Origin of the sequence: Proteiniclasticum sp. C24MP, from assembly GCF_043951855.1 — a bacterium.
Classification (GTDB): Bacteria; Bacillota; Clostridia; order Clostridiales; family Clostridiaceae; genus Proteiniclasticum.
This window is the reverse complement of record NZ_JBINJW010000015.1, coordinates 21011-39194: the sequence shown is the minus strand read 5'-3', so window position 1 is coordinate 39194 and position 18184 is coordinate 21011. Positions and strand designations below refer to the sequence as shown.

The following is an 18184-nucleotide window of genomic DNA, read 5'->3' as shown; positions in this document are numbered from 1 at the left end:
GACTGGAGTTTCTCATGAACTTCATGATAATCCATGAAAAAGAGAGTCAACTCATGTATAATAAAAAGGTAAGAATTTTTAGGAAGCAGGTGAAAAAAAGTCATGGCATATACCGCACTTTACCGTGAATGGAGACCTAGAGTATTTAGTGATGTGATTGGACAGGAACATATCACCACCACACTCATTAATGAAATAAAAGCCAATCGCATTGGCCATGCCTATCTTTTCAGTGGAACCAGAGGAACGGGTAAAACCACCTGCGCCAAGATCATGGCAAAAGCACTGAACTGTGTAGACCTTAAAGACGGAGAACCCTGCAACAAGTGTCACATGTGCGTGAAAATCGATGCGGGGATGTCTCTGGATGTGGTGGAGCAGGATGCTGCCACGAACAACAAGGTGGATGACATCAGAGATCTCATTGATGAAGTCCAGTATCCGCCTCATGAAGGAAAGTATAAGGTATATATCCTGGATGAGGTGCATATGCTCTCTACAGGAGCTGTGAATGCCTTTCTGAAGACACTGGAAGAGCCGCCTGAACACGTGGTGTTCATTCTGGCCACTACAGACCCTCAGAAGCTTCCGGTGACCATTCTTTCCAGATGTCAGCGGTTTGATTTCAAGCGCATCAAATATACGGAGATTGCAAAGCGTTTAAGGCGTATTGCCACGGATAAGGGGATTTATGCGGAAGACCGTTCACTGGATCTCATAGCCCGTATTTCCGACGGCGCCATGAGAGATGCCCTTTCCATCATGGATCAGGCCATCAGCATGGGAGAAGGGAAGCTGGATTACGAAGATATTCTGGATATGCTGGGTCTTTCCGGTCAGGAGAACCTCTTCAGACTTTCAGAAGCGATGCTGGGAAAGAACGTGAAGGAATCCATACGAATCCTTGATGATGTTGTGGATGGAGGAAAAGATCCCTACAGCTTCACAAAGGATCTCATCACCCATTTCAGAAACATTCTGGTCGCGAAGATCATGCCCAACCCCGAAGAGGTCATAGACCTTTCCAAAGAGGATATTGAAGTGATCAGAAGACAGGGGGATATCGCTTCCAATGAAGTGATCACGAGGATCATAAGACTCCTGCAGAAGGCGGAGGAGCAGGCGAAGTTCAGCAAGCAGTCCAGAATCTATCTGGAACTTGCCATCATCAGTCTGACGAAAAATGAGCTGGATGTATCGCAGGAATCTGTTCTTGGACGACTTTCGGTTATTGAAGACTACCTGCGGCGCGGACATGTGGTGCCGAATACCAATGAAGGGCAGAAACAGCAGGTAACCGTTTCGGCTGCTCCGGCGACGGAGAAGAAACCCGAGAGGAAGTCTAAATCCGATGAACTTACTAAGGCTGAAGAGCTGAAAGTCATGAAGAATGCGGTGAAGATCGAGGAAGAAGCTTTCAATGATGACTGCAAGGTGACCCTGGACATGGTGAAGAGAAACTGGAAAGAAATCATGGAAGCCCTCAAAGCCAGAAGGCAGATGATCATTCAGGCTTCCATCATTGTAGGTCAGCCTGTGAAATGCGAACGAGGCGTGATTGAAGTGAGATTCACCAAGGAATACGCATTCAGCAGAAAGAGGCTGGAAAAGAAGGAGAACAAGACTGTTCTGGAAGAAGCGGCAAGCTCCATTTTAGGAGAACCGGTGAAGTTCAGATTCAGCGTGGAGGGCGAACGTGCCCAGCAGGAGGAGGAATCCCCGGCGGAAACCTTTGATGATGCGCTGAAGAAATTCGGTATCGATGTAGTGGATGAGTAGAGTTGCAAGATCAGATGAGTTAGTGTAAATTATAAAAAGATAAATATATGGAGGTATGAATTATGGCAAAAGGATTCCCAGGAATGGGCGGAGGAAATATGAACAACCTGCTGAAGCAGGCGCAGAAGATGCAGAAGGACATGGAAAAGAATCAGAAGGAACTGGAGAACAAGGAATACGAAGCATCAGCAGGTGGTGGAGCAATCACCGTAGTCGTTACCGGAAAGAAGAGACTGCAGAATGTCACCATCAATCCCGATGTAGTGGATCCTGATGATGTGGAAATGCTCCAGGACCTGGTATTGTCCGCTGTGAATGCTGCAATGCAGATGGCAGACGAAGATGCAGAGAAAGTGATGGGTAAGCTGGCTGGAGGAATGCCGGGCTTATTCTAGGAGGAGTATAAATGGATTTTTATCCAGTTGCCATTGAGAAGCTCATCGAGGAATTCGCGAAGCTTCCCAGTATTGGAAACAAGACAGCGCAGAGACTGACACTACATGTACTGAATCTTCCTGAAGATGAGGTCAGAGAATTTGCAGAAGCGCTGATCAAAGCAAGAGGAACCATCAAGTACTGCCAGGTTTGCGGTAATTACACAGAGAAAGACCCGTGTGCCATCTGTGGCAATCCAAACAGAGATCATCATGTGATCTGTGTGGTGGAGCAGCCTAAGGATATCATGGCCATCGAAAGAGTAAGGGATTTCAACGGAGTCTATCATGTGCTCCATGGAAGCATTTCGCCCATGGCAGGAAGAGGGCCGGAAGACATCAAGATCAAAGAGCTTGTCCGAAGAATGTCCGGTGACATCAGAGAAGTCATTGTGGCGACGAACTCCACCATCGAAGGGGAGGCCACTGCGATGTATATCTCCAGAGTGCTGAAACCCCTGGATGTGAAGGTGACACGTATCGCCTCGGGTATGCCTGTGGGAAGCGATCTGGAGTATGCGGACGAAGTGACGTTATCAAAGTCCTTCGAGGGCAGGAAAGAGATTCTTTAAGTATAAAAAAATTGTCATTTAAGAATAAAGTACAGTAAAAAATTTAAACACCCCTTAGAGCGATAAGCAGCATCAACTGCTTCGCTCTTTTTTATTCCCAACCTTTCCCCAACCCTTACCCCTTCCTTTGCGTCCGTTCGGACGCCTCTTCTTTTCCCTCATCCATTGATACAGGCACATCTCAGCGAATTCCTCACACCTTTCTCATCCCTTTTCCCAACCTTTCATCCATTATCCCTTTCTTTCCTCCATTCTGGCGTCCCTGAGGACGCCTGTGACAAGCTTGAAGCTGTTGCAGCAGAATGCTTATAGGGTATCCTAAAGCCTCTCTCGGGCTTTTCTCAAGCCTTTTATCCAGGGACAAGTTATTCCTGCCTTTCCCTATCTTCTCTACAAATGTAGCTTGTTACATACCTTGCTCAAGTGTTGATTTTACTTGCTTCTAGTAGATTATCGATACTGGAATAAAGAGGGGAGAAAAGAAAAAAGAGGACTGGAGAAAGTGGGGGAGAAAAAGTGGGACAACTATATTCGATTTTTGAAACAAATAGAGGGTGAAAATCTGTTTTGAAACAACTTTAAAGGGAGAAAAACAGGCAGAAACAAGAATTGGATAAACAATTGTGGAAATTATAGTCAATTCAAGAATGGGGTAGATAGGGGGTTAGAGGGGTGGGGGAAGTACAACTTTATTTGTGTTTTGGTAGTACTTTATTTGTAGGTGACAAAAATTGATAAATCAAAACAAAGTCATACAAAAAAATTAAACACCCCTTAGAGCGAGAAGCAGCATCAACTGCCTCGCTCTTTTTTATTCCCAACCTTTCCCCAACCCTTCCCCCTTCCTTTGCGTCCTAGCGGACGCTCCCCCTATCCTCTTAATCCATTGGTACATAATGATTGCAGAGCTTACCCCAATCATCCACCCAACGATTAACCCAAGTTCATCCATTATCCCAATCATCACCCCATTCTTACACCACAATCCAAACATAGCCCATTCATTTATCCTTCTTTGCGTCCGTAAGGACGCCTATATCAGGCACTTACTTTATTGAGACAAAAAAATAAGAAGGATTACAGGGTTTTTCCCTGATTCCTTCAAGCCTTATCCCAAGCCTTTCTCCGAGCATTTTACTCAGGCTATTATGGTCCTATGATATCTCGAATATTTCTCTGAAATAGAGTGCAACACAATATCGCTAGAGTTGATTTGTCTAGCGTTCAATCATTTATCAGAGGAATAACACTGAGAAAAGTGAGGGGGGTTGATAATTGGGATAACTATATTCGATTTTTGAAAGAAATAGAGGGTGAAAATCTGTTTTGAAACAACTTTAAAGGGGGAAAAACAGGTAGAAACAAGAATTGGATAAACAATTATGGAAATTGTAGTTAATTAAAGAATGGGGTAGATAGGGGGTTAGAGGAGTGGGGGAAGTACAACTTTAATTATAATTTGGTAGTGCTTTATATGTAGGTGACAAAAATATTTAAAATATATAAAAAGAGTGATACTGAATATGGAATCACTCTTATTTCGTTATATTATTTTCTTTAAATCTGAGAAAGTATCATTATGTGCTTCCAGATACTGCTTCAGCTGACTCAGCTTACAATTTCCAGAATCGTACTTTCTGATTTCTTCTAATAGTTCACTTTCCAGATCGGGAAGCTCTTCCTGACTATCGGTGAAATGCTTCAGTACTTTCTGAAGATCTGTTTTCAGTTCTTCATCCTCTGTGATATCTGTAAATCCATAGCCTTTCAGCCTTTCGATCACTTTCTCCATGGAAGGATCATTGAATCTTGCATACCAGTCCAGGAATCCCTTGAGCTGCATACTGTTTTCAGATACTCCATTTTCAGGGAGAATCATCTTCACTTCACCATTCCTGTACCATTTTACGGTGATGGATTCACCCACAGCTCTGAATTGGGTCTTTGTGGACATGTAATCTGTAAAGAACCCTATGTTGAGTTCCTCCACCACATCAATGTCGAGCGCTACGCTGGAACTCCTGCTGACAAGTCTGTATCCTCTGAATATTTTATCGAACATCATTACTTTTATTCTTCCTTCCTTCTGGCAAACTAAAAAAATAAATACCTCAAGCCATTAGTATACCTGATGTAACTCAAGGTAAATGTGAATATTTCAATCAGTAAATAGAAGGAGTTTTTACAGTCGCCTGTAAGGAAGGAATATCAACGATGCTGTCATCAAAAAGGCAATTGTGAATTTTCAGCTGACCGTATGAAGACTTACTTATAGAAATAGTGATCATTCAGAAGGAATATATCAGTATGTAATATACCTTCATGCTTACTGAGATGTGAAGTAACTTTAATCAAATTGACACAGAATCTCTTTGGTAGTTTACAAATTATAATTGTATAATGAAAGTAATCAATTTGATAAAATATATCAAAGTAGGAGGAGTTATTAATGGCTGACAATGAAAACAAAGATATCAACGTAGAAAAAAGAAACGTGAATAGAAATGAGAACCCGGGTCTTGTCGGATCCACTTTTATCAAGTATTCAGCATATATCATCATACTTCTGATCGTACTTTACTTTATCGTAACCTATATCATTCCACGATTGTAAATAATTAGTAAAACTGGCCAGGGCGGTTGTCTTGGTCATTCTTTTTTGCTCTGATTCCCGCATTGAAGCGCGGTATAGCGTTTACAGTCGTGTTCATGGCAAATATTGCTTTATTGCGTATTTATCGTGGATATTTGGTAATATTTGGCATAAACTGAAACTATAAATCCTATTAATGGATAGGCAAATAATTTAAAGAGGTGAAATCATGGAACTAAAGGTAAAAAGCTTGAAAGAACTCGAAAGCAAAGGTATAAAGGTACCACAGTTTGATGTTGACAGTATGGTGGAAAAAACAAAGAAGGATCCAGTGTGGGTTCACTTTGGAGCTGGAAATATATTCAGAGGCTTTATCGCAAACCTGCAGCATACACTGCTGGAAGAGGGTTTATCAGATAAGGGAATCATTGCAGCGGAAACATTTGATTTTGACATCATAGACAAAATCTATGATCCATATGACAATCTTACACTGCTGGTCAGTCTGAATGCAGACGGCACCACAGCAAACTCAGTGATTGCAAGTATTGCTGAAGGAGTCAAGGCGAATCTGTCAGATGAAAAGAATGCAGCCAGACTGAAAGAGATTTTCGAAAATCCATCCCTTCAGATGATCAGTTTTACCATCACTGAAAAAGGATATGCGCTTACGAATGTAAACGGAGATGTATTCCCCTTCGTGACCAAGGATTTTGAAAATGGTCCAAAGGGCCCAAGTCATGCCATGAGCGTTGTGACTTCACTGCTCTATGCAAGATATCAGAAAGGTAAGTATCCTCTGGCGGTGGTCAGTATGGATAACTGCAGCCACAATGGTGAAAAGGTGGAGACATCCGTCAAGACCATCGCCGATGAATGGCTGAAGAGAGGGTTCGTGGATCAGGGATTCATTGATTACATCAATGATGAAAAGAAGATTTCCTTCCCATGGAGCATGATCGACAAGATTACACCAAGACCTGCAGAAGAAGTGAAGAAAATGCTGGATGAACTGGGTGTGGAGAATATGGCACCTGTCGTCACATCCAAGAACACCTTCATTGCACCTTATGTCAATGCGGAAGTGCCACAGTACCTGGTAGTAGAAGACAAGTTCCCGAACGGAAGACCTGAACTTGAAAAAGCAGGCGTATACTTCACCGACAGAGACACCGTAAACAATACGGAAACCATGAAGGTGACCACCTGTCTGAATCCGCTCCATACTGCACTTGCAGTCTATGGATGTGTACTGGGCTTTGAAAGCATTTCAGCTGAAATGAATGACAAGGAGCTGAAGGCACTGGTGGAGAAGATCGGTTATGAAGAAGGTATGCCGGTGGTGGTTGATCCGAAGATCATCAGCCCTAAGAGCTTCATCAAGGAAGTCATCGAAGAAAGACTGCCTAACCCATTCATTCCGGATACACCACAGAGAATCGCAACGGATACAAGTCAGAAAGTGGCCATTAGATTTGGTGAAACCATCAAGTCCTATATGAAGAGAGACGATCTCGATGCATCTTCACTGACTTACATTCCTCTCGCCCTGGCCGGATGGCTGAGATATCTCCTAGGTGTCGATGATAACCTTGAAAAATTCGAGTTATCCAGTGATCCGATGCTTACAGAACTTCAGAGCAAGCTGGAAGGCATCAAGGTAGGAGATGTATCCTCCTACACAGGTCAGCTGAAGGATGTGCTGTCCAATGAGATTCTGTTCGGACTGGACCTTGAAAAAGCAGGTCTTGCAGATAAAGTGGAAGGCATGTTCCTGGAACTCATCGCCGGCAAGAACGCGGTGAGAGACACACTGAAGAAGTATTTAGCTTAATAAGAGATACCTTTGAAACGGCCTTCTGGCCGTTTCTTTATATTCACGAAATACGCATAGTTCTACAGCATCAAGGATGTTTCGGATTGCACTTTTACTGTTTTTGTTTAAAATGAATGGTCGGGGCAAGTGAAATCCTTTATAATGTAGCTGTATACAGTATGCAGAAGAAAAACAATAGGATAAAGGAGTGTCTGTAAGTGGATGAATACATGAAGGAAGTCATAAAGCTGGCGGATCTGAGCCAGAATAAACCTTTGAATGAAATCGTGTTTGAGGGACTTAGAATCGCCATCATCAAAGGAATCATACCCGTGGGGGAGAGAATCAACGAGTCTGTCTATGCAGAGAAGATGAACATCAGCAGAACCCCCGTAAGAGAAGCCCTCCGAAGGATTCAGGAAGAGGGACTGGTGGAATATGTTCCGCACTACGGCGTGGTGGTGAAGAAGATCACCATCGAAGATGCTGTTGAAATCTATCAGATCCGAAAAGCGCTGGATATTCTTGCCACCCAGAATGCCATGAAGATCATGACAGAAGAGCAGTTTGATGAGATGAAAGCGCTGCTTGAAAGAACCGATGAGGCGGATGCCAGAGGAGATTATAAGGAGGTGATTGAGCTTTCCAGACAATTCAACGACATGATCTACGAGTTCTGTAGAATGCCGAGACTGGATGTCATCGTCAAGAAACTGAGACAGTATCTCATGCGGTTCAGAGATATTTCTCTTACCGAAAACGATCGAAGACGAAAAGCGCTGGATGAGCACTGGCTGCTCTATCAGAATATGAGACAGAAGAATTATGAACAGGTTGCCATCATCACCTCGGAACATCTGGATTACTCCGAGAAGTTCATTCTCAAGGAAATGAGAAGAATTGAAGAGGAAGTTGATGAACCAGACAAGGAAAAGGACAGAAGTAATGGAAGAAAAAAATAGAGCACATCATTGGGCAGAGGAAGCGGCAAAGCTTGCAGAGGAATCCATTCTTACGGAAGCGGTTCTGACTCCGAAACCAGGCCTTGTGGATGCAAGAGACAGCGGTGCACATAAGGATATGGATATTTTCACCTTTCTTCGCAGTGCAGTGAGCCTTCGAGAAGGATTCAAAGAGATGTTTCTCTCCGGATATCATGGAGGTGCGGATCTCAAGGAGCTTCTGAAAAAATTAAGACCAAAGGGGATGGATATTGAAGCCCAGATGTTTGAAGCGACAAAGGACATCAACACCCATAAGGGCATCATCTTTTCCATGGGACTTCTTCTGGCTGCCCTTGGAAACTACATGAGCGTGTCAGAATATGAAGGGGATGCTCTCCGAGTGTTCACTGCTAAAGATACGGAAAAGGTGTTTCAGATCATCAAGTCCATGACCGAGGGCATCATCCGGAGTGACTTCAGGAATCTTCACGAAAAAAGCATACTGACCCACGGCGAAAGACTCTATAGAGACTACGGGTTCACTGGTATCCGTGGAGAAGCGGAAAAAGGATATCCGGTTCTAAGAGAACAGGTGCTTCCTGTTCTGAGAGAGAGAAGAAACAGTAAGGAATCCTATGACAGCAGGCTACTGGACATGCTTATGATCCTCATGAGTGAAGTGGAAGACTCGAACATCGTGAGCCGAGGTGGCATGGAGTCACTGCAGTACGTAAGAAGAAGTGCAGATAGATTCATGAAGGAAGGCGGAATGAGAAATCCCACCGCATTAGAGAAGCTCCATGAAATGAATCAGGATTTCGTGAGTAGAAATCTTTCTCCAGGAGGTTCAGCAGATCTTCTTTCTCTGGCTGTTTTTCTGGGGAAAATGGAAAACATCTTATAATCAGATAGATAAAGAAGAATTCACTAGCAGGCATATGAAAAACCCTCTCGCTTAGAAACGAGAGGGTTTTTGAATTTATATACTGATATCGGGATCATTAACCGAAGAAGTTTAGCAGAACACCGGCTGCGATGGCAGAACCGATGACTCCGGCAACGTTTGGTCCCATGGCATGCATAAGAAGGAAGTTGGAAGGATCTTCTTCCTGTCCTACCTTCTGCACAACTCTAGCTGCCATTGGTACTGCAGATACACCGGCTGCGCCGATCATCGGATTGATCTGTCCCTTTGTGAGCTTACTCATAAGCTTACCGAAGAGCACACCTGTTGCGGTTCCGATGGAGAAGGCGATGAGGCCTAAAGCGATGATGCCCAGGGTCTTGGGATTAAGAAGCGTTTCCGCATCCGCCTTTGCGCCGACTGTAAGTCCGATGAGGATGGTTACAGTGTACATCATGGCATTCTTGCCCACTTCAACCAGATTCGGTACAACGCCTACTTCCTTGATCAGGTTACCGAACATGAGCATTCCTACGAGAGGCGCTGCACTTGGTACAAGAAGGATTACGACGATGGTCACGATGATGGGGAAGAGAATCTTCTCCAGTCTGGAAACAGGTCTCAGCTGCTTCATTTTGATCTGTCTTTCTTCCTTGGTTGTAAGCATTCTGATGATCGGTGGCTGAATCACAGGCACCAGTGCCATGTAGGAGTATGCCGCCAGTGCGATGGGTCCCAGAAGATGATCTGCCAGTCTGCTGGTGAGATAGATGGCCGTTGGGCCGTCTGCACCACCGATGATTCCGATGGATGCCGCTTCAAGGGCTGTATATCCTAGAGCAACCGCTCCAAGGAATGCGGCGAAGATACCAAACTGCGCCGCTGCCCCTAGAAGCATGCTTTTGGGGTTCGCTATGAGGGGGCCGAAGTCCGTGGAGGCTCCGACACCCAGGAAGATCAGGGAAGGATAGATTCCGTATTCGATGCCCATGTAGAGCAGTCTCAGAAGACCGCCCTCTTCCATCAGTCCGTTGCCAGGCAGATTCACCAGAAGCATACCGAAGGCGATGGGGATGAGCAGGTAAGGTTCGTATTTCTTATAAATGCCGAGATAGAGGAAAAACAGGGAAATACCGATCATGAGAAGGGCCTTTCCATCGAGCTGCATAATTCCGCTGCTGGCAAAAAATTCGCTTAGTATTTCTAACATTATGCCACCTACTTCGTTGCGATGGTCATAAGAAGAGCGCCGCTATCCACGACCTGTCCATCTTTTGCCTGAACAGTGGATACGGTTCCGTCAAATGGGGACACGATTTCGTTTTCAAGCTTCATGGCTTCCAGAATCGCCAGAACCTGACCCTTCTTTACCGCCTGACCTGGAGCAACCTTTACGGACATGATGGTTCCCTGGATCGGTGCTTCGATCTTTTCATCTGAGGACTGTGGTGATGCAGCAGCTGGTGCTGCTGGAGTGCTTACTGGTGCAGAAGCGGTTTCATTGGCACCTGCTTCTTCCACTTCTACCATATATACTTTTCCGTTAACGGTGATCTTGTATGTTTTCATTATTAAATCTCCTTACCCTATTCTCTTGATGGATTTTATTTTGACATTACCTTGATATTCTTCTTTGGCCAGTGCGGATGCCGTAAGCATCGCAACCATTCTTTCTTCTTCATCGTTATCCTGATGTACAGGAGCCGCTGCTGCTGGAACAGCTGCCACTGCTTTATTCTTTCCATTGAGGTCCTGTGGCAGGAACTTGAAAGCATAAATGATCATCTGCAGGAGTACAAGGATGAGGAAAACCACGAGCATGGCGAAGATGGACATGGTGATTCCATCTGAAAACTGGAAATTATTGATATCCATGTTGTTTTTCCTACCTTTCTATTATCATTTCGAATTCTACGACTTCGTTCTTGTTCTCTTTGACCGGTGCTGCACTCTTTGTCTCAGGTGCTTCCGTTTTGGGCTTTAGTATGGCCTGCTGCGGATTCATGATGTAGGACAGCACTTCTTCGTCCTTGGCCACGCGTCCGAGCTTCGCTTCCATTTCCTTTTTCGCTTCGTCAAAGACTGGAGACAAGTCGGAAACAGGTCTTGGCGGCTGCACTACTTCATCTCCGAGGATCTTCTTCATGATCTCCTCATCGATGGGGGCAGGGGAGTTTCCGTATCCGCCTCTTAAGTAGGTCTTGATTTCATTAGGAATCATCTTGTAGCGTTCGCCGCTGATGACATTCATCACCGCCTGAGTGCCCACCATCTGTGAAAGTGGTGTCACCAGTGGCGGATATCCCATATCTTTTCTCACTTCTGGAATTTCCTTCAGCACTTCTGTGAATCTGTGGAACATCTTCGCATCCTGAAGCTGACTCATGAGATTGGACAGCATTCCGCCAGGCACCTCATACTTGAGAATCTTCGGATTGACCACCAGCGCTCTTGCTTTATACTGACCGCTGTCGATATACTTCTGAGCAACCTTGTCTGCAAGCTCATAGGCTTCATCCAGGGCTTCAGCATCATATTCTGCGTCTCTGCCGATATTCTTCGCTGTCTCTATGATGGTTTCAGCAGCGATGTGGCTTGTTCCGCCGGAGAATGGAGAGATGACCGTATCTACGATATCCGCACCGGCTTCCATGGCTCTCAGCATCACAAGATGGGTGAGTCCAGCAGTGGTGTGACTATGTACGTTTATGGGCAGATCCGTCACGGATTTCAGTGCCTTGACCAGGCTGTAGGCCGCTTCTGGAACGAGAATTCCGGCCATATCCTTGATGCAGATGGAATCTGCGCCCATGTCCACCATCTTCTTCACGAGATTAACGAAGTATTCTTCTGTATGCACTGGGCTTACAGTGTAGCTGATGGCACACTGACAGTGTCCACCGTGCTTCTTGATGAACTTCACGGAGTTCTCGATGTTGTTCATGTCATTCAAGGCATCGAAGACTCTGATGATGTCGATGCCGTTTTCGATGGCAAGCTTTATGAATCTCTCCAGAGTGTCATTGTCATAATGTCTGTAGCCTACCAGGTTCTGGCCACGCAGAAGCATGGAAAGCTTGGTGTTCTTGGCCGCTTTTCTGATTTCTCTAAGGATTTCCCATGGGCTTTCATTCAGGAATCTCAGAGCTGAGTCAAAGGTAGCGCCGCCCCATACTTCAAGCGCATTGTATCCGACTTTGTCCAGAGCCGTGACAAGCTTTATGATGTCTTCTTTTTCCATTCTTGTGGCAAGAAGACTCTGATTGCCATCTCGGACGGTCAGGTCGTTGAGCAGGACTTTTGTCATTTTTTCTCCTCCTATTTATTAGGATGTCTTTCTGCTAAGTACACAAAATCTGTTTTCACAGATTCGCGTTTCAGGCTTGAAAGACAATCTAAATTTCAATCACTACTAGTATAAACGATTACGAAACAAGGAACAACCAGGCCATCATGAAAAAACAGCGAAAGTACATGAATTAAAATCTTATATAGAAATAAAGTGCACGACTGTCTATGAGTCGTGCACTTTTAAAAGGGAGTTACCTAATGTATCGTACGATTATATATATTGGGGTTCCACCTACATCATGAAGGAGAAAGCAAAGCTTCCCAGTATCAGGATGATGGCTCCGCCAAGACGGCTGGACAGCTGCGCATAAGCGATGAGGTCCATTCTGTCAGCAGCACCAAGAACAGCCAGATCTCCTGATCCACCTCTGTTGGCCATGCAAAGACCTGCAGTGATCGCAGCATCGATAGGATAGAATCCTACAAGATATCCAACGAATCCGGATCCGATGATTGCACCAATCACGATGAAGAGTGCAATGAGGGCGTTCTGCGGTGTAAGGGCCGCAACGAACTCTCCAAGGTCCATATCTGCACCTACACCAACCATGATAAGGATGGTAAGGTTTGTTGTGGTGAAGGACTGAAGCTTCTTGGCACCCATTCTGATGCTCTTAGGCACAACACCTGTAGCTGCCAGGATCACTACAAACAGAATCATGTAGGCGAGCTGATGGATGGGTGCACCGAAGATGGTAGGAAGGATGCTCTTTGACATCAGTCTTCCGAATGTGTAAGCCGCAACGGTCAGGAAAAGACCTGCTCCGATGTCACCCATGGTCACTTTGTAGTTCACATCATCAGATACATCAAAGGTGGAGTTTCTAAGAAGGGTCTTCTTGTCTCCAGTCCAGGATGGCTTCTTCTCACCAAGGGAGTTCAGCAGTGCACCTGAGATGATGGCGAAGATATTGGCGATGGTCAGAATGACGATGGCGAAGGCATAGTAGGAATCACTGCTTCCGCCTGTCACATCCGCGTAGATCTGTGACAGTGGGATTGCACCAGCTCCGTTACCACCACCCATGACTGGCAGCACATACTGCAGCATGATCATAGCAGGGTTCACACCAAAGACCAGTCCTGCAAGGGAACCAAGGATTCCGGCACCTACAACACCACCAAGGATGGCAGGAACGTACCCAGCAAAGCTCTTCAGCAGGATGTCTCTATCCAGTGAAAGAACAGAACCCGTGATCAGAACGATGATGAAGAAAGTCAGGAAGTTGGTATCCCCCATGAAGACGTCCATGGATTCCACGTATGTTTCAGGAATCAGGTTCCACTGAACAAGAGCAGAAGTACCTAAGAAGGTGAGGACAAGTCCGCCTCCCACATATTTGTTCCAGATGGGGATTCTTTTTCCAAGCTCATTGAGCGGGATGGCGATGGCAAGCATAAGAGCCATTGTACCACCCATATCTGTAGCAAGTACCTCCAGATATGTGGCTAGATAAACCACGAGTATGGCGGCTAAAGCGAACCACCATGGCATTGAAAAGAGCTTTAAGTCTTTTTTGTCGGTAGCAGTAGTCATTGATCATTCCTCCGATAAATTATTATTTAGTATGAATATATTATTTCAAGGTGGATATCAGCCAAGAATACATCAGAGCGGATGTTCACCATTGGAATCAAAATTGTTTCAGAATATTTTTTTAGGTTTTCTCACCACATCGATGAGTGTGCCGTCACGATACTCGACCAGTGCCACCACATCCTCTTCAAACTCGATCTCCTGCGGTTTTCCCACCAGCTGATAGGCTTCATCACGAAGCTCCTCGATGGTGACAAGGGGAAGTCCTGAATCCTTCAGTGCTTCGATGAGATCGGTTCGCCTCGGATTGATGGCCACACCGATTTCTGTCACTACGATATCAACGCTTTCACCAGGTGTAGTCACAGTGATGACGGAGTCTTTGATGGTGGGGATACGGCTTCTCACAAGCGGTGCGACGATGATGGAGCATTTTGAGCCGGCTGCTGTGTCCACATGGCCTCCAGGAGCGCCTCTTACAACGCCATCAGAACCTGTAACGACATTGACGTTGAAATCCGTGTCCACTTCAAGCGCACCCAGAATGACAAAGTCCAGCTTATTGACGAAGGCGCCTTTGTTCATGGGATTGGCATACTGGGATGTGGAAATCTCAAAATGCCTGGGATGGTTATGAACTGAGGCGATGGATGTAAGGTCAAAATCCTGTGCATCCACGATGGTTTCGATGAGTCCCTCTTCCAGAAGGTCGATCATGGGTTTTGTGATCCCACCTATGGCAAAGCCCATTCTGATGTCTTTTTCCACCATATAGGGTTTCAGAAATCTTGTCACGGCTAGAGAGGGTCCGCCTCCTCCGGTCTGGAAGGAGAATCCGTCTTTGAAGTAGGGTGTGCTGACAAGGGCCTTTGTGGCATATTCAGCGATGAGCAGTTCTCTGGGGTCTGTTGTGAATCGAAGCAGTTCATTGGCGATCTTCTTCGGATTTCCGATTTCAGGAACCACAACCACATAATCCACATCCACCTGCTCTATGCTGGGTGGGAAATTGGGGAAGGGTACCAGTGTATCGGTGATGATGACCACCTTATCCGCATACTGCGCATCCACCATGGAGTAGGACAGAACACCGCAATCTGATTTTCCGCCTTTCCCTCGTGCGTTTCCGTAAGCATCAGATGTGGGCGCTCCGATGAAGGCCACATCTATATGGATGTCTCCGGTTTCGATGGCACGGACTCTTCCACCATGACACCTGATATACGCAGGATGCTTGAGTTTTCCTTCTGAAATGGCTTCTCCGATTTCACCACGGACTCCACTGGAGGAGATTCCTGTTATGGTTCCATCTTCAATGTATCTGACGATGGGTGCATGGGCCGTACCCAGAGAACTGGCGCAGATGGTGATGTCTCTTATGCCCAGCTCATGTATGGTATCCATGACCATGTTCACGATGTAGTCTCCATCTCTGAAGTGATGATGGAAAGACACCGTCATGCCATCCTTCAGCTCCGATCGTTTGATGGCTTCCTTCAGATCAGGCACCACTTTGCTCTCCTGTGGACGTACAGAGGCTTTTACCCTCGGTGCGGCTTTCTTGTATTCATAGCCATCCCGGTAATACTGACCTTTGAATACTTCAACGCCATGGCCTAGAAACTGATCCGGGATTTCTCTTAGAACCTTGTTGATCATTACAAATCCCCCCTATACACACCAGATGCTTTTGCCAGGGTGAGCACTCTTCTTGCTCCCTCAACCATGGCGATATCGATCATCTGACCATCTACGACGAGTACACCGATTCCCTCTTTTGCGGATTCTTCCACTCCGTAGATTGTTTTCTCTGCCATCTGGATTTCCTGCCGGCTGGGCGTGAAGACCTGATGAATCACGGAAATCTGTTTCGGGCTGATAACGGATTTTCCGTCAAAGCCCATATTCTTGATGAGTTCCGTATCTTTTCTGAGGCCTTCAAAATCATCCACATCCGTATGAACCGTATCAAAGCACATGATATCGGCAGCTCTTGCTGCCAGGACCAGCTGACTTCTTGCTGCGAGCATCTCATAACCTTCTGAGGTTCTATTTGCATGCATGGTTCTCATGAAGTCTCCGGCTCCGATGGATATACCGAAAATTCTCTCCGAGCTCTGTGACAGTTCCAGTGCATTGATGACCCCCATGGGTGTTTCAATGGCAGCCATGAGAAGCGTGCTTCCGATAGGCCTTTGGAACTCAAGCTCCGCTTTTCTCACTTCTTCTTCCACAAGCGCTACATCGCTCTTATATTCGCATTTCGGAATTCTGATGCCATCGCATCCTCCCGCAACAGAGGCGCGGATATCTTCTTTCCAGTGTGAGGATTCTTTGCCGTTGATTCGGACCAGACGTTCCACGCCCTTATAGTCCGAATACTTCAAAGTGTTGTAGAGCTGAATTCTGGCTGAATCTTTCTGATTTTCCGAAACAGCATCTTCCAGATCGAAAATCACGGAGTCAGGTTTGTAGATATAGGCATCTTTCACCAGACTTGCGCGATGTGCATTCAGAAACATCATGGTTCTTCTGATTCTGTTTTTGCTTGGATGCATTACATCACCTCCCAAGGCAGGTCCTTATTCTGATCCATGGCACGAAATACAGCGGTTTCGACTCTGGATTTAATGGTACAGTCCAGAGCACCCTTGTCCATGGCGATGATTTTTGCGTTCTTCACTTCCAGTTTTTCCAGAACTTCCATGATGGTACTTCGGATCTGTATGCCATACTGGCTCAAGACACTGCTTTCCAGTATAAGTTCCAGACCATCTTCTTTTGGTGAAATCATGATCTGAATGTCACTGGACTCCAGAGTTCCGGCCATTGCTGAATGGAGCAGGTTCATTTCGGTCCCTCCTGTCTTTTGAGAAAGATTGATTCTTCATCTCAACGTTTTCACTCAGTATAAATTAAAGATATTACCTTAACAATATATTTCAGTTTAAAGAACAGTAAAAAAACAGATTATCATTATTGCAATTATAATGTAGAGACTATTTTATTGCTGAATTGATAATTCGGAGACTCGCAACCAGGAAGGCATCTGGAGATTTTTTCATCTTATCCTGCGAAGATCTGATTGTTATAAATGAAACATAAAGTACAGGTAAAAAACACATGAATCAAAAAAGTTGTCGTATAATTAAAATGTAATCGATACGATAAGGATTGCTTGTAATTCTTAAATCCTATATAGGTAAATGGGGGAGATTTTCATGAATTATACACTTCAGAGAATGTGGATCAGAAGAAGCAGATCAGCTAAAGAAGCGTGGGAGACCATGCTGAATCAGGCTGGAATCAGATCGGAAGATACGGTGGAATACACCGTTGGCGTATACGACGGAGAGAAGCTGGTTGCCACGGGATCCCGTTATAAAAATGTGCTCAAGTGCATTGCAGTCTGCAAGAACTATACAGGCGGAGAAGTCATAAGCCTTCTTATTTCCCACCTGATGACGGAAGTCTTTGATGAGGGATTCACCTCCTGCTATGTATACACAAAGCCCGAGTCTGTGCAGTCCTTTCTCTATATGGGATTCAATGAAATCGAGCGGGTAGGGGAAGATCTGGTCTTTCTGGAAAAAGCGGTTCACGGATTTGATGAATTCCTGAGAAACCTTGAAAAAGAAAAGATCCAGGGTGAAAAGATCTCAGGCATCGTCATGAATGCCAATCCATTTACAAAGGGCCACAAATATCTCATAGAAACAGCGGCAAAGGCCAGTGATGTTCTTCATGTTTTTGTGCTTACAGAAGACCTGTCTGTTTTTCCCACCAGCGTGAGAAAAGAGCTTGTAAAAAGAGGAACAGACCACCTGAAGAATGTGAGAATTCATGAAACAGGAGACTATATGGTCTCTGCCAAGACGTTCCCATCCTATTTTCTGAAGGAAAACAAGGATGTGACGGAAGTCCAGGCAAGCCTGGATGCCAGGATCTTTAAGAACCATATTGCAAAAGCGTTGGGGATCACCACCAGATATGTGGGAGAAGAACCGCTGTCCTTTGCAACAAATATCTACAATGAGGCCATGAAGAAAGTGTTTCAGGATGAGATGAACCTTGTGATCATTCCACGTAAGGAATTTGACGGGGAAGTCATCAGTGCATCCAGAGTGAGGAAGTACCTGAAGGAAGATCGCGTAGAAGACCTGAAGGGACTGGTTCCCGAGACCACCTTCGAGTTTCTGGTCTCAGAAGAAGGGAAAAAGATACAGGAAAAATTAAGAAGCGAGGAGCAGTAAC

General features: G+C 45.3%; 17 protein-coding genes. 8 read left to right on the top strand and 9 right to left on the bottom strand.

Going from position 1 to position 18184, the window contains the following annotated elements; genetic code table 11:
• Positions 1-102 precede the first annotated feature (102 nt).
• From dnaX to recR, 3 genes are all read left to right on the top strand, one after another.
• Entirely contained in the window at positions 103-1779 is a 1677-nt protein-coding gene (gene dnaX, locus ACHAL6_RS10655; RefSeq protein ID WP_395270653.1) for a DNA polymerase III subunit gamma/tau, read from the top strand.
• A 62-nt stretch (positions 1780-1841) separates the two neighbouring features.
• On the top strand, positions 1842-2174 hold the full coding sequence (locus ACHAL6_RS10650; RefSeq protein WP_395270652.1) for a YbaB/EbfC family nucleoid-associated protein: 333 nt from the start codon (positions 1842-1844) through the stop codon (positions 2172-2174).
• 11 nt (positions 2175-2185) lie between these two features.
• On the top strand, positions 2186-2785 hold the full coding sequence (recR, locus tag ACHAL6_RS10645) for a recombination mediator RecR (RefSeq protein ID WP_207598990.1): 600 nt from the start codon (positions 2186-2188) through the stop codon (positions 2783-2785).
• 1543 nt (positions 2786-4328) lie between these two features.
• On the opposite strand, the gene ACHAL6_RS10640 is transcribed toward recR, so the two are convergent.
• On the bottom strand, positions 4329-4850 hold the full coding sequence (locus tag ACHAL6_RS10640) for a hypothetical protein (protein ID WP_395270651.1): 522 nt from the start codon (positions 4848-4850) through the stop codon (positions 4329-4331).
• 384 nt (positions 4851-5234) lie between these two features.
• Between ACHAL6_RS10640 and ACHAL6_RS10635 the strand changes: the two genes are divergently transcribed.
• The 4 genes from ACHAL6_RS10635 to citG all read left to right on the top strand — a co-directional run bounded on the left by ACHAL6_RS10635 (position 5235) and on the right by citG (position 9042).
• A complete protein-coding gene (locus ACHAL6_RS10635) occupies positions 5235-5399 on the top strand; it encodes a hypothetical protein (protein ID WP_395270650.1) in 165 nt (54 codons plus the stop codon).
• A gap of 208 nt (positions 5400-5607) precedes the next feature.
• Positions 5608-7212, top strand: coding sequence for a mannitol dehydrogenase family protein (locus ACHAL6_RS10630; RefSeq protein WP_395270649.1), 1605 nt, complete (start codon positions 5608-5610; stop codon positions 7210-7212).
• 200 nt (positions 7213-7412) lie between these two features.
• Positions 7413-8156: a GntR family transcriptional regulator gene (locus ACHAL6_RS10625; protein ID WP_395270648.1), complete on the top strand. Its 744-nt coding sequence runs from the start codon at positions 7413-7415 to the stop codon at positions 8154-8156.
• Positions 8140-9042 (top strand): triphosphoribosyl-dephospho-CoA synthase CitG, encoded by a 903-nt coding sequence (citG, locus tag ACHAL6_RS10620; RefSeq protein WP_395270647.1) that lies wholly within the window; start codon positions 8140-8142, stop codon positions 9040-9042. Before ACHAL6_RS10625 ends, citG begins: the two co-directional genes overlap by 17 nt.
• Before the next feature lie 97 nt (positions 9043-9139).
• On the opposite strand, the gene ACHAL6_RS10615 is transcribed toward citG, so the two are convergent.
• From ACHAL6_RS10615 to citD, 8 genes are all read right to left on the bottom strand, one after another.
• Entirely contained in the window at positions 9140-10252 is a 1113-nt protein-coding gene (locus tag ACHAL6_RS10615; RefSeq protein ID WP_395270646.1) for a sodium ion-translocating decarboxylase subunit beta, read from the bottom strand.
• 8 nt (positions 10253-10260) lie between these two features.
• A complete protein-coding gene (locus tag ACHAL6_RS10610; RefSeq protein WP_395270645.1) occupies positions 10261-10611 on the bottom strand; it encodes a biotin/lipoyl-containing protein in 351 nt (116 codons plus the stop codon).
• A 12-nt stretch (positions 10612-10623) separates the two neighbouring features.
• On the bottom strand, positions 10624-10917 hold the full coding sequence (locus ACHAL6_RS10605) for an OadG family transporter subunit (RefSeq protein WP_395270644.1): 294 nt from the start codon (positions 10915-10917) through the stop codon (positions 10624-10626).
• A gap of 10 nt (positions 10918-10927) precedes the next feature.
• A complete protein-coding gene (locus ACHAL6_RS10600) occupies positions 10928-12349 on the bottom strand; it encodes a pyruvate carboxylase subunit B (protein WP_395270643.1) in 1422 nt (473 codons plus the stop codon).
• Between the two features lie 276 nt (positions 12350-12625).
• Positions 12626-13930 carry a 2-hydroxycarboxylate transporter family protein gene (locus tag ACHAL6_RS10595; protein ID WP_395270642.1) on the bottom strand — a complete coding sequence of 435 codons (1305 nt, stop codon included), beginning with the start codon at positions 13928-13930 and terminating at the stop codon, positions 12626-12628.
• A 108-nt stretch (positions 13931-14038) separates the two neighbouring features.
• The gene (citF, locus tag ACHAL6_RS10590) at positions 14039-15589 is read right to left on the bottom strand and encodes a citrate lyase subunit alpha (RefSeq protein WP_395270641.1); all 1551 of its coding nucleotides are present in this window, start codon (positions 15587-15589) and stop codon (positions 14039-14041) included.
• The gene (locus ACHAL6_RS10585) at positions 15589-16488 is read right to left on the bottom strand and encodes an aldolase/citrate lyase family protein (protein ID WP_395270640.1); all 900 of its coding nucleotides are present in this window, start codon (positions 16486-16488) and stop codon (positions 15589-15591) included. The genes citF and ACHAL6_RS10585 overlap by 1 nt, the downstream gene beginning before the upstream one ends.
• Complete coding sequence (gene citD, locus ACHAL6_RS10580; protein ID WP_395270639.1) at positions 16488-16781, bottom strand: citrate lyase acyl carrier protein; 294 nt, start codon at positions 16779-16781, stop codon at positions 16488-16490. Before citD ends, ACHAL6_RS10585 begins: the two co-directional genes overlap by 1 nt.
• Positions 16782-17151: 370 nt before the next feature.
• Between citD and citC the strand changes: the two genes are divergently transcribed.
• Positions 17152-18183 carry a [citrate (pro-3S)-lyase] ligase gene (gene citC, locus ACHAL6_RS10575; protein WP_395270638.1) on the top strand — a complete coding sequence of 344 codons (1032 nt, stop codon included), beginning with the start codon at positions 17152-17154 and terminating at the stop codon, positions 18181-18183.
• The last annotated feature ends 1 nt before the right edge of the window (position 18184 follow it).

What these genes read in the sequence shown, in the direction of transcription:
- dnaX (WP_395270653.1), top strand. Translation starts at nt 103, where the DNA reads ATGGCATATACCGCACTTTACCGTGAATGGAGACCTAGAGTATTTAGT.
- ACHAL6_RS10650 (WP_395270652.1), top strand. Translation starts at nt 1,842, where the DNA reads ATGGCAAAAGGATTCCCAGGAATGGGCGGAGGAAATATGAACAACCTG.
- recR (WP_207598990.1), top strand. Translation starts at nt 2,186, where the DNA reads ATGGATTTTTATCCAGTTGCCATTGAGAAGCTCATCGAGGAATTCGCG.
- ACHAL6_RS10640 (WP_395270651.1), bottom strand. Translation starts at nt 4,850, where the DNA reads ATGATGTTCGATAAAATATTCAGAGGATACAGACTTGTCAGCAGGAGT.
- ACHAL6_RS10635 (WP_395270650.1), top strand. Translation starts at nt 5,235, where the DNA reads ATGGCTGACAATGAAAACAAAGATATCAACGTAGAAAAAAGAAACGTG.
- ACHAL6_RS10630 (WP_395270649.1), top strand. Translation starts at nt 5,608, where the DNA reads ATGGAACTAAAGGTAAAAAGCTTGAAAGAACTCGAAAGCAAAGGTATA.
- citG (WP_395270647.1), top strand. Translation starts at nt 8,140, where the DNA reads ATGGAAGAAAAAAATAGAGCACATCATTGGGCAGAGGAAGCGGCAAAG.
- ACHAL6_RS10615 (WP_395270646.1), bottom strand. Translation starts at nt 10,252, where the DNA reads ATGTTAGAAATACTAAGCGAATTTTTTGCCAGCAGCGGAATTATGCAG.
- ACHAL6_RS10610 (WP_395270645.1), bottom strand. Translation starts at nt 10,611, where the DNA reads ATGAAAACATACAAGATCACCGTTAACGGAAAAGTATATATGGTAGAA.
- ACHAL6_RS10605 (WP_395270644.1), bottom strand. Translation starts at nt 10,917, where the DNA reads ATGGATATCAATAATTTCCAGTTTTCAGATGGAATCACCATGTCCATC.
- ACHAL6_RS10600 (WP_395270643.1), bottom strand. Translation starts at nt 12,349, where the DNA reads ATGACAAAAGTCCTGCTCAACGACCTGACCGTCCGAGATGGCAATCAG.
- ACHAL6_RS10595 (WP_395270642.1), bottom strand. Translation starts at nt 13,930, where the DNA reads ATGACTACTGCTACCGACAAAAAAGACTTAAAGCTCTTTTCAATGCCA.
- citF (WP_395270641.1), bottom strand. Translation starts at nt 15,589, where the DNA reads ATGATCAACAAGGTTCTAAGAGAAATCCCGGATCAGTTTCTAGGCCAT.
- ACHAL6_RS10585 (WP_395270640.1), bottom strand. Translation starts at nt 16,488, where the DNA reads ATGCATCCAAGCAAAAACAGAATCAGAAGAACCATGATGTTTCTGAAT.
- citD (WP_395270639.1), bottom strand. Translation starts at nt 16,781, where the DNA reads ATGAACCTGCTCCATTCAGCAATGGCCGGAACTCTGGAGTCCAGTGAC.
- citC (WP_395270638.1), top strand. Translation starts at nt 17,152, where the DNA reads ATGAATTATACACTTCAGAGAATGTGGATCAGAAGAAGCAGATCAGCT.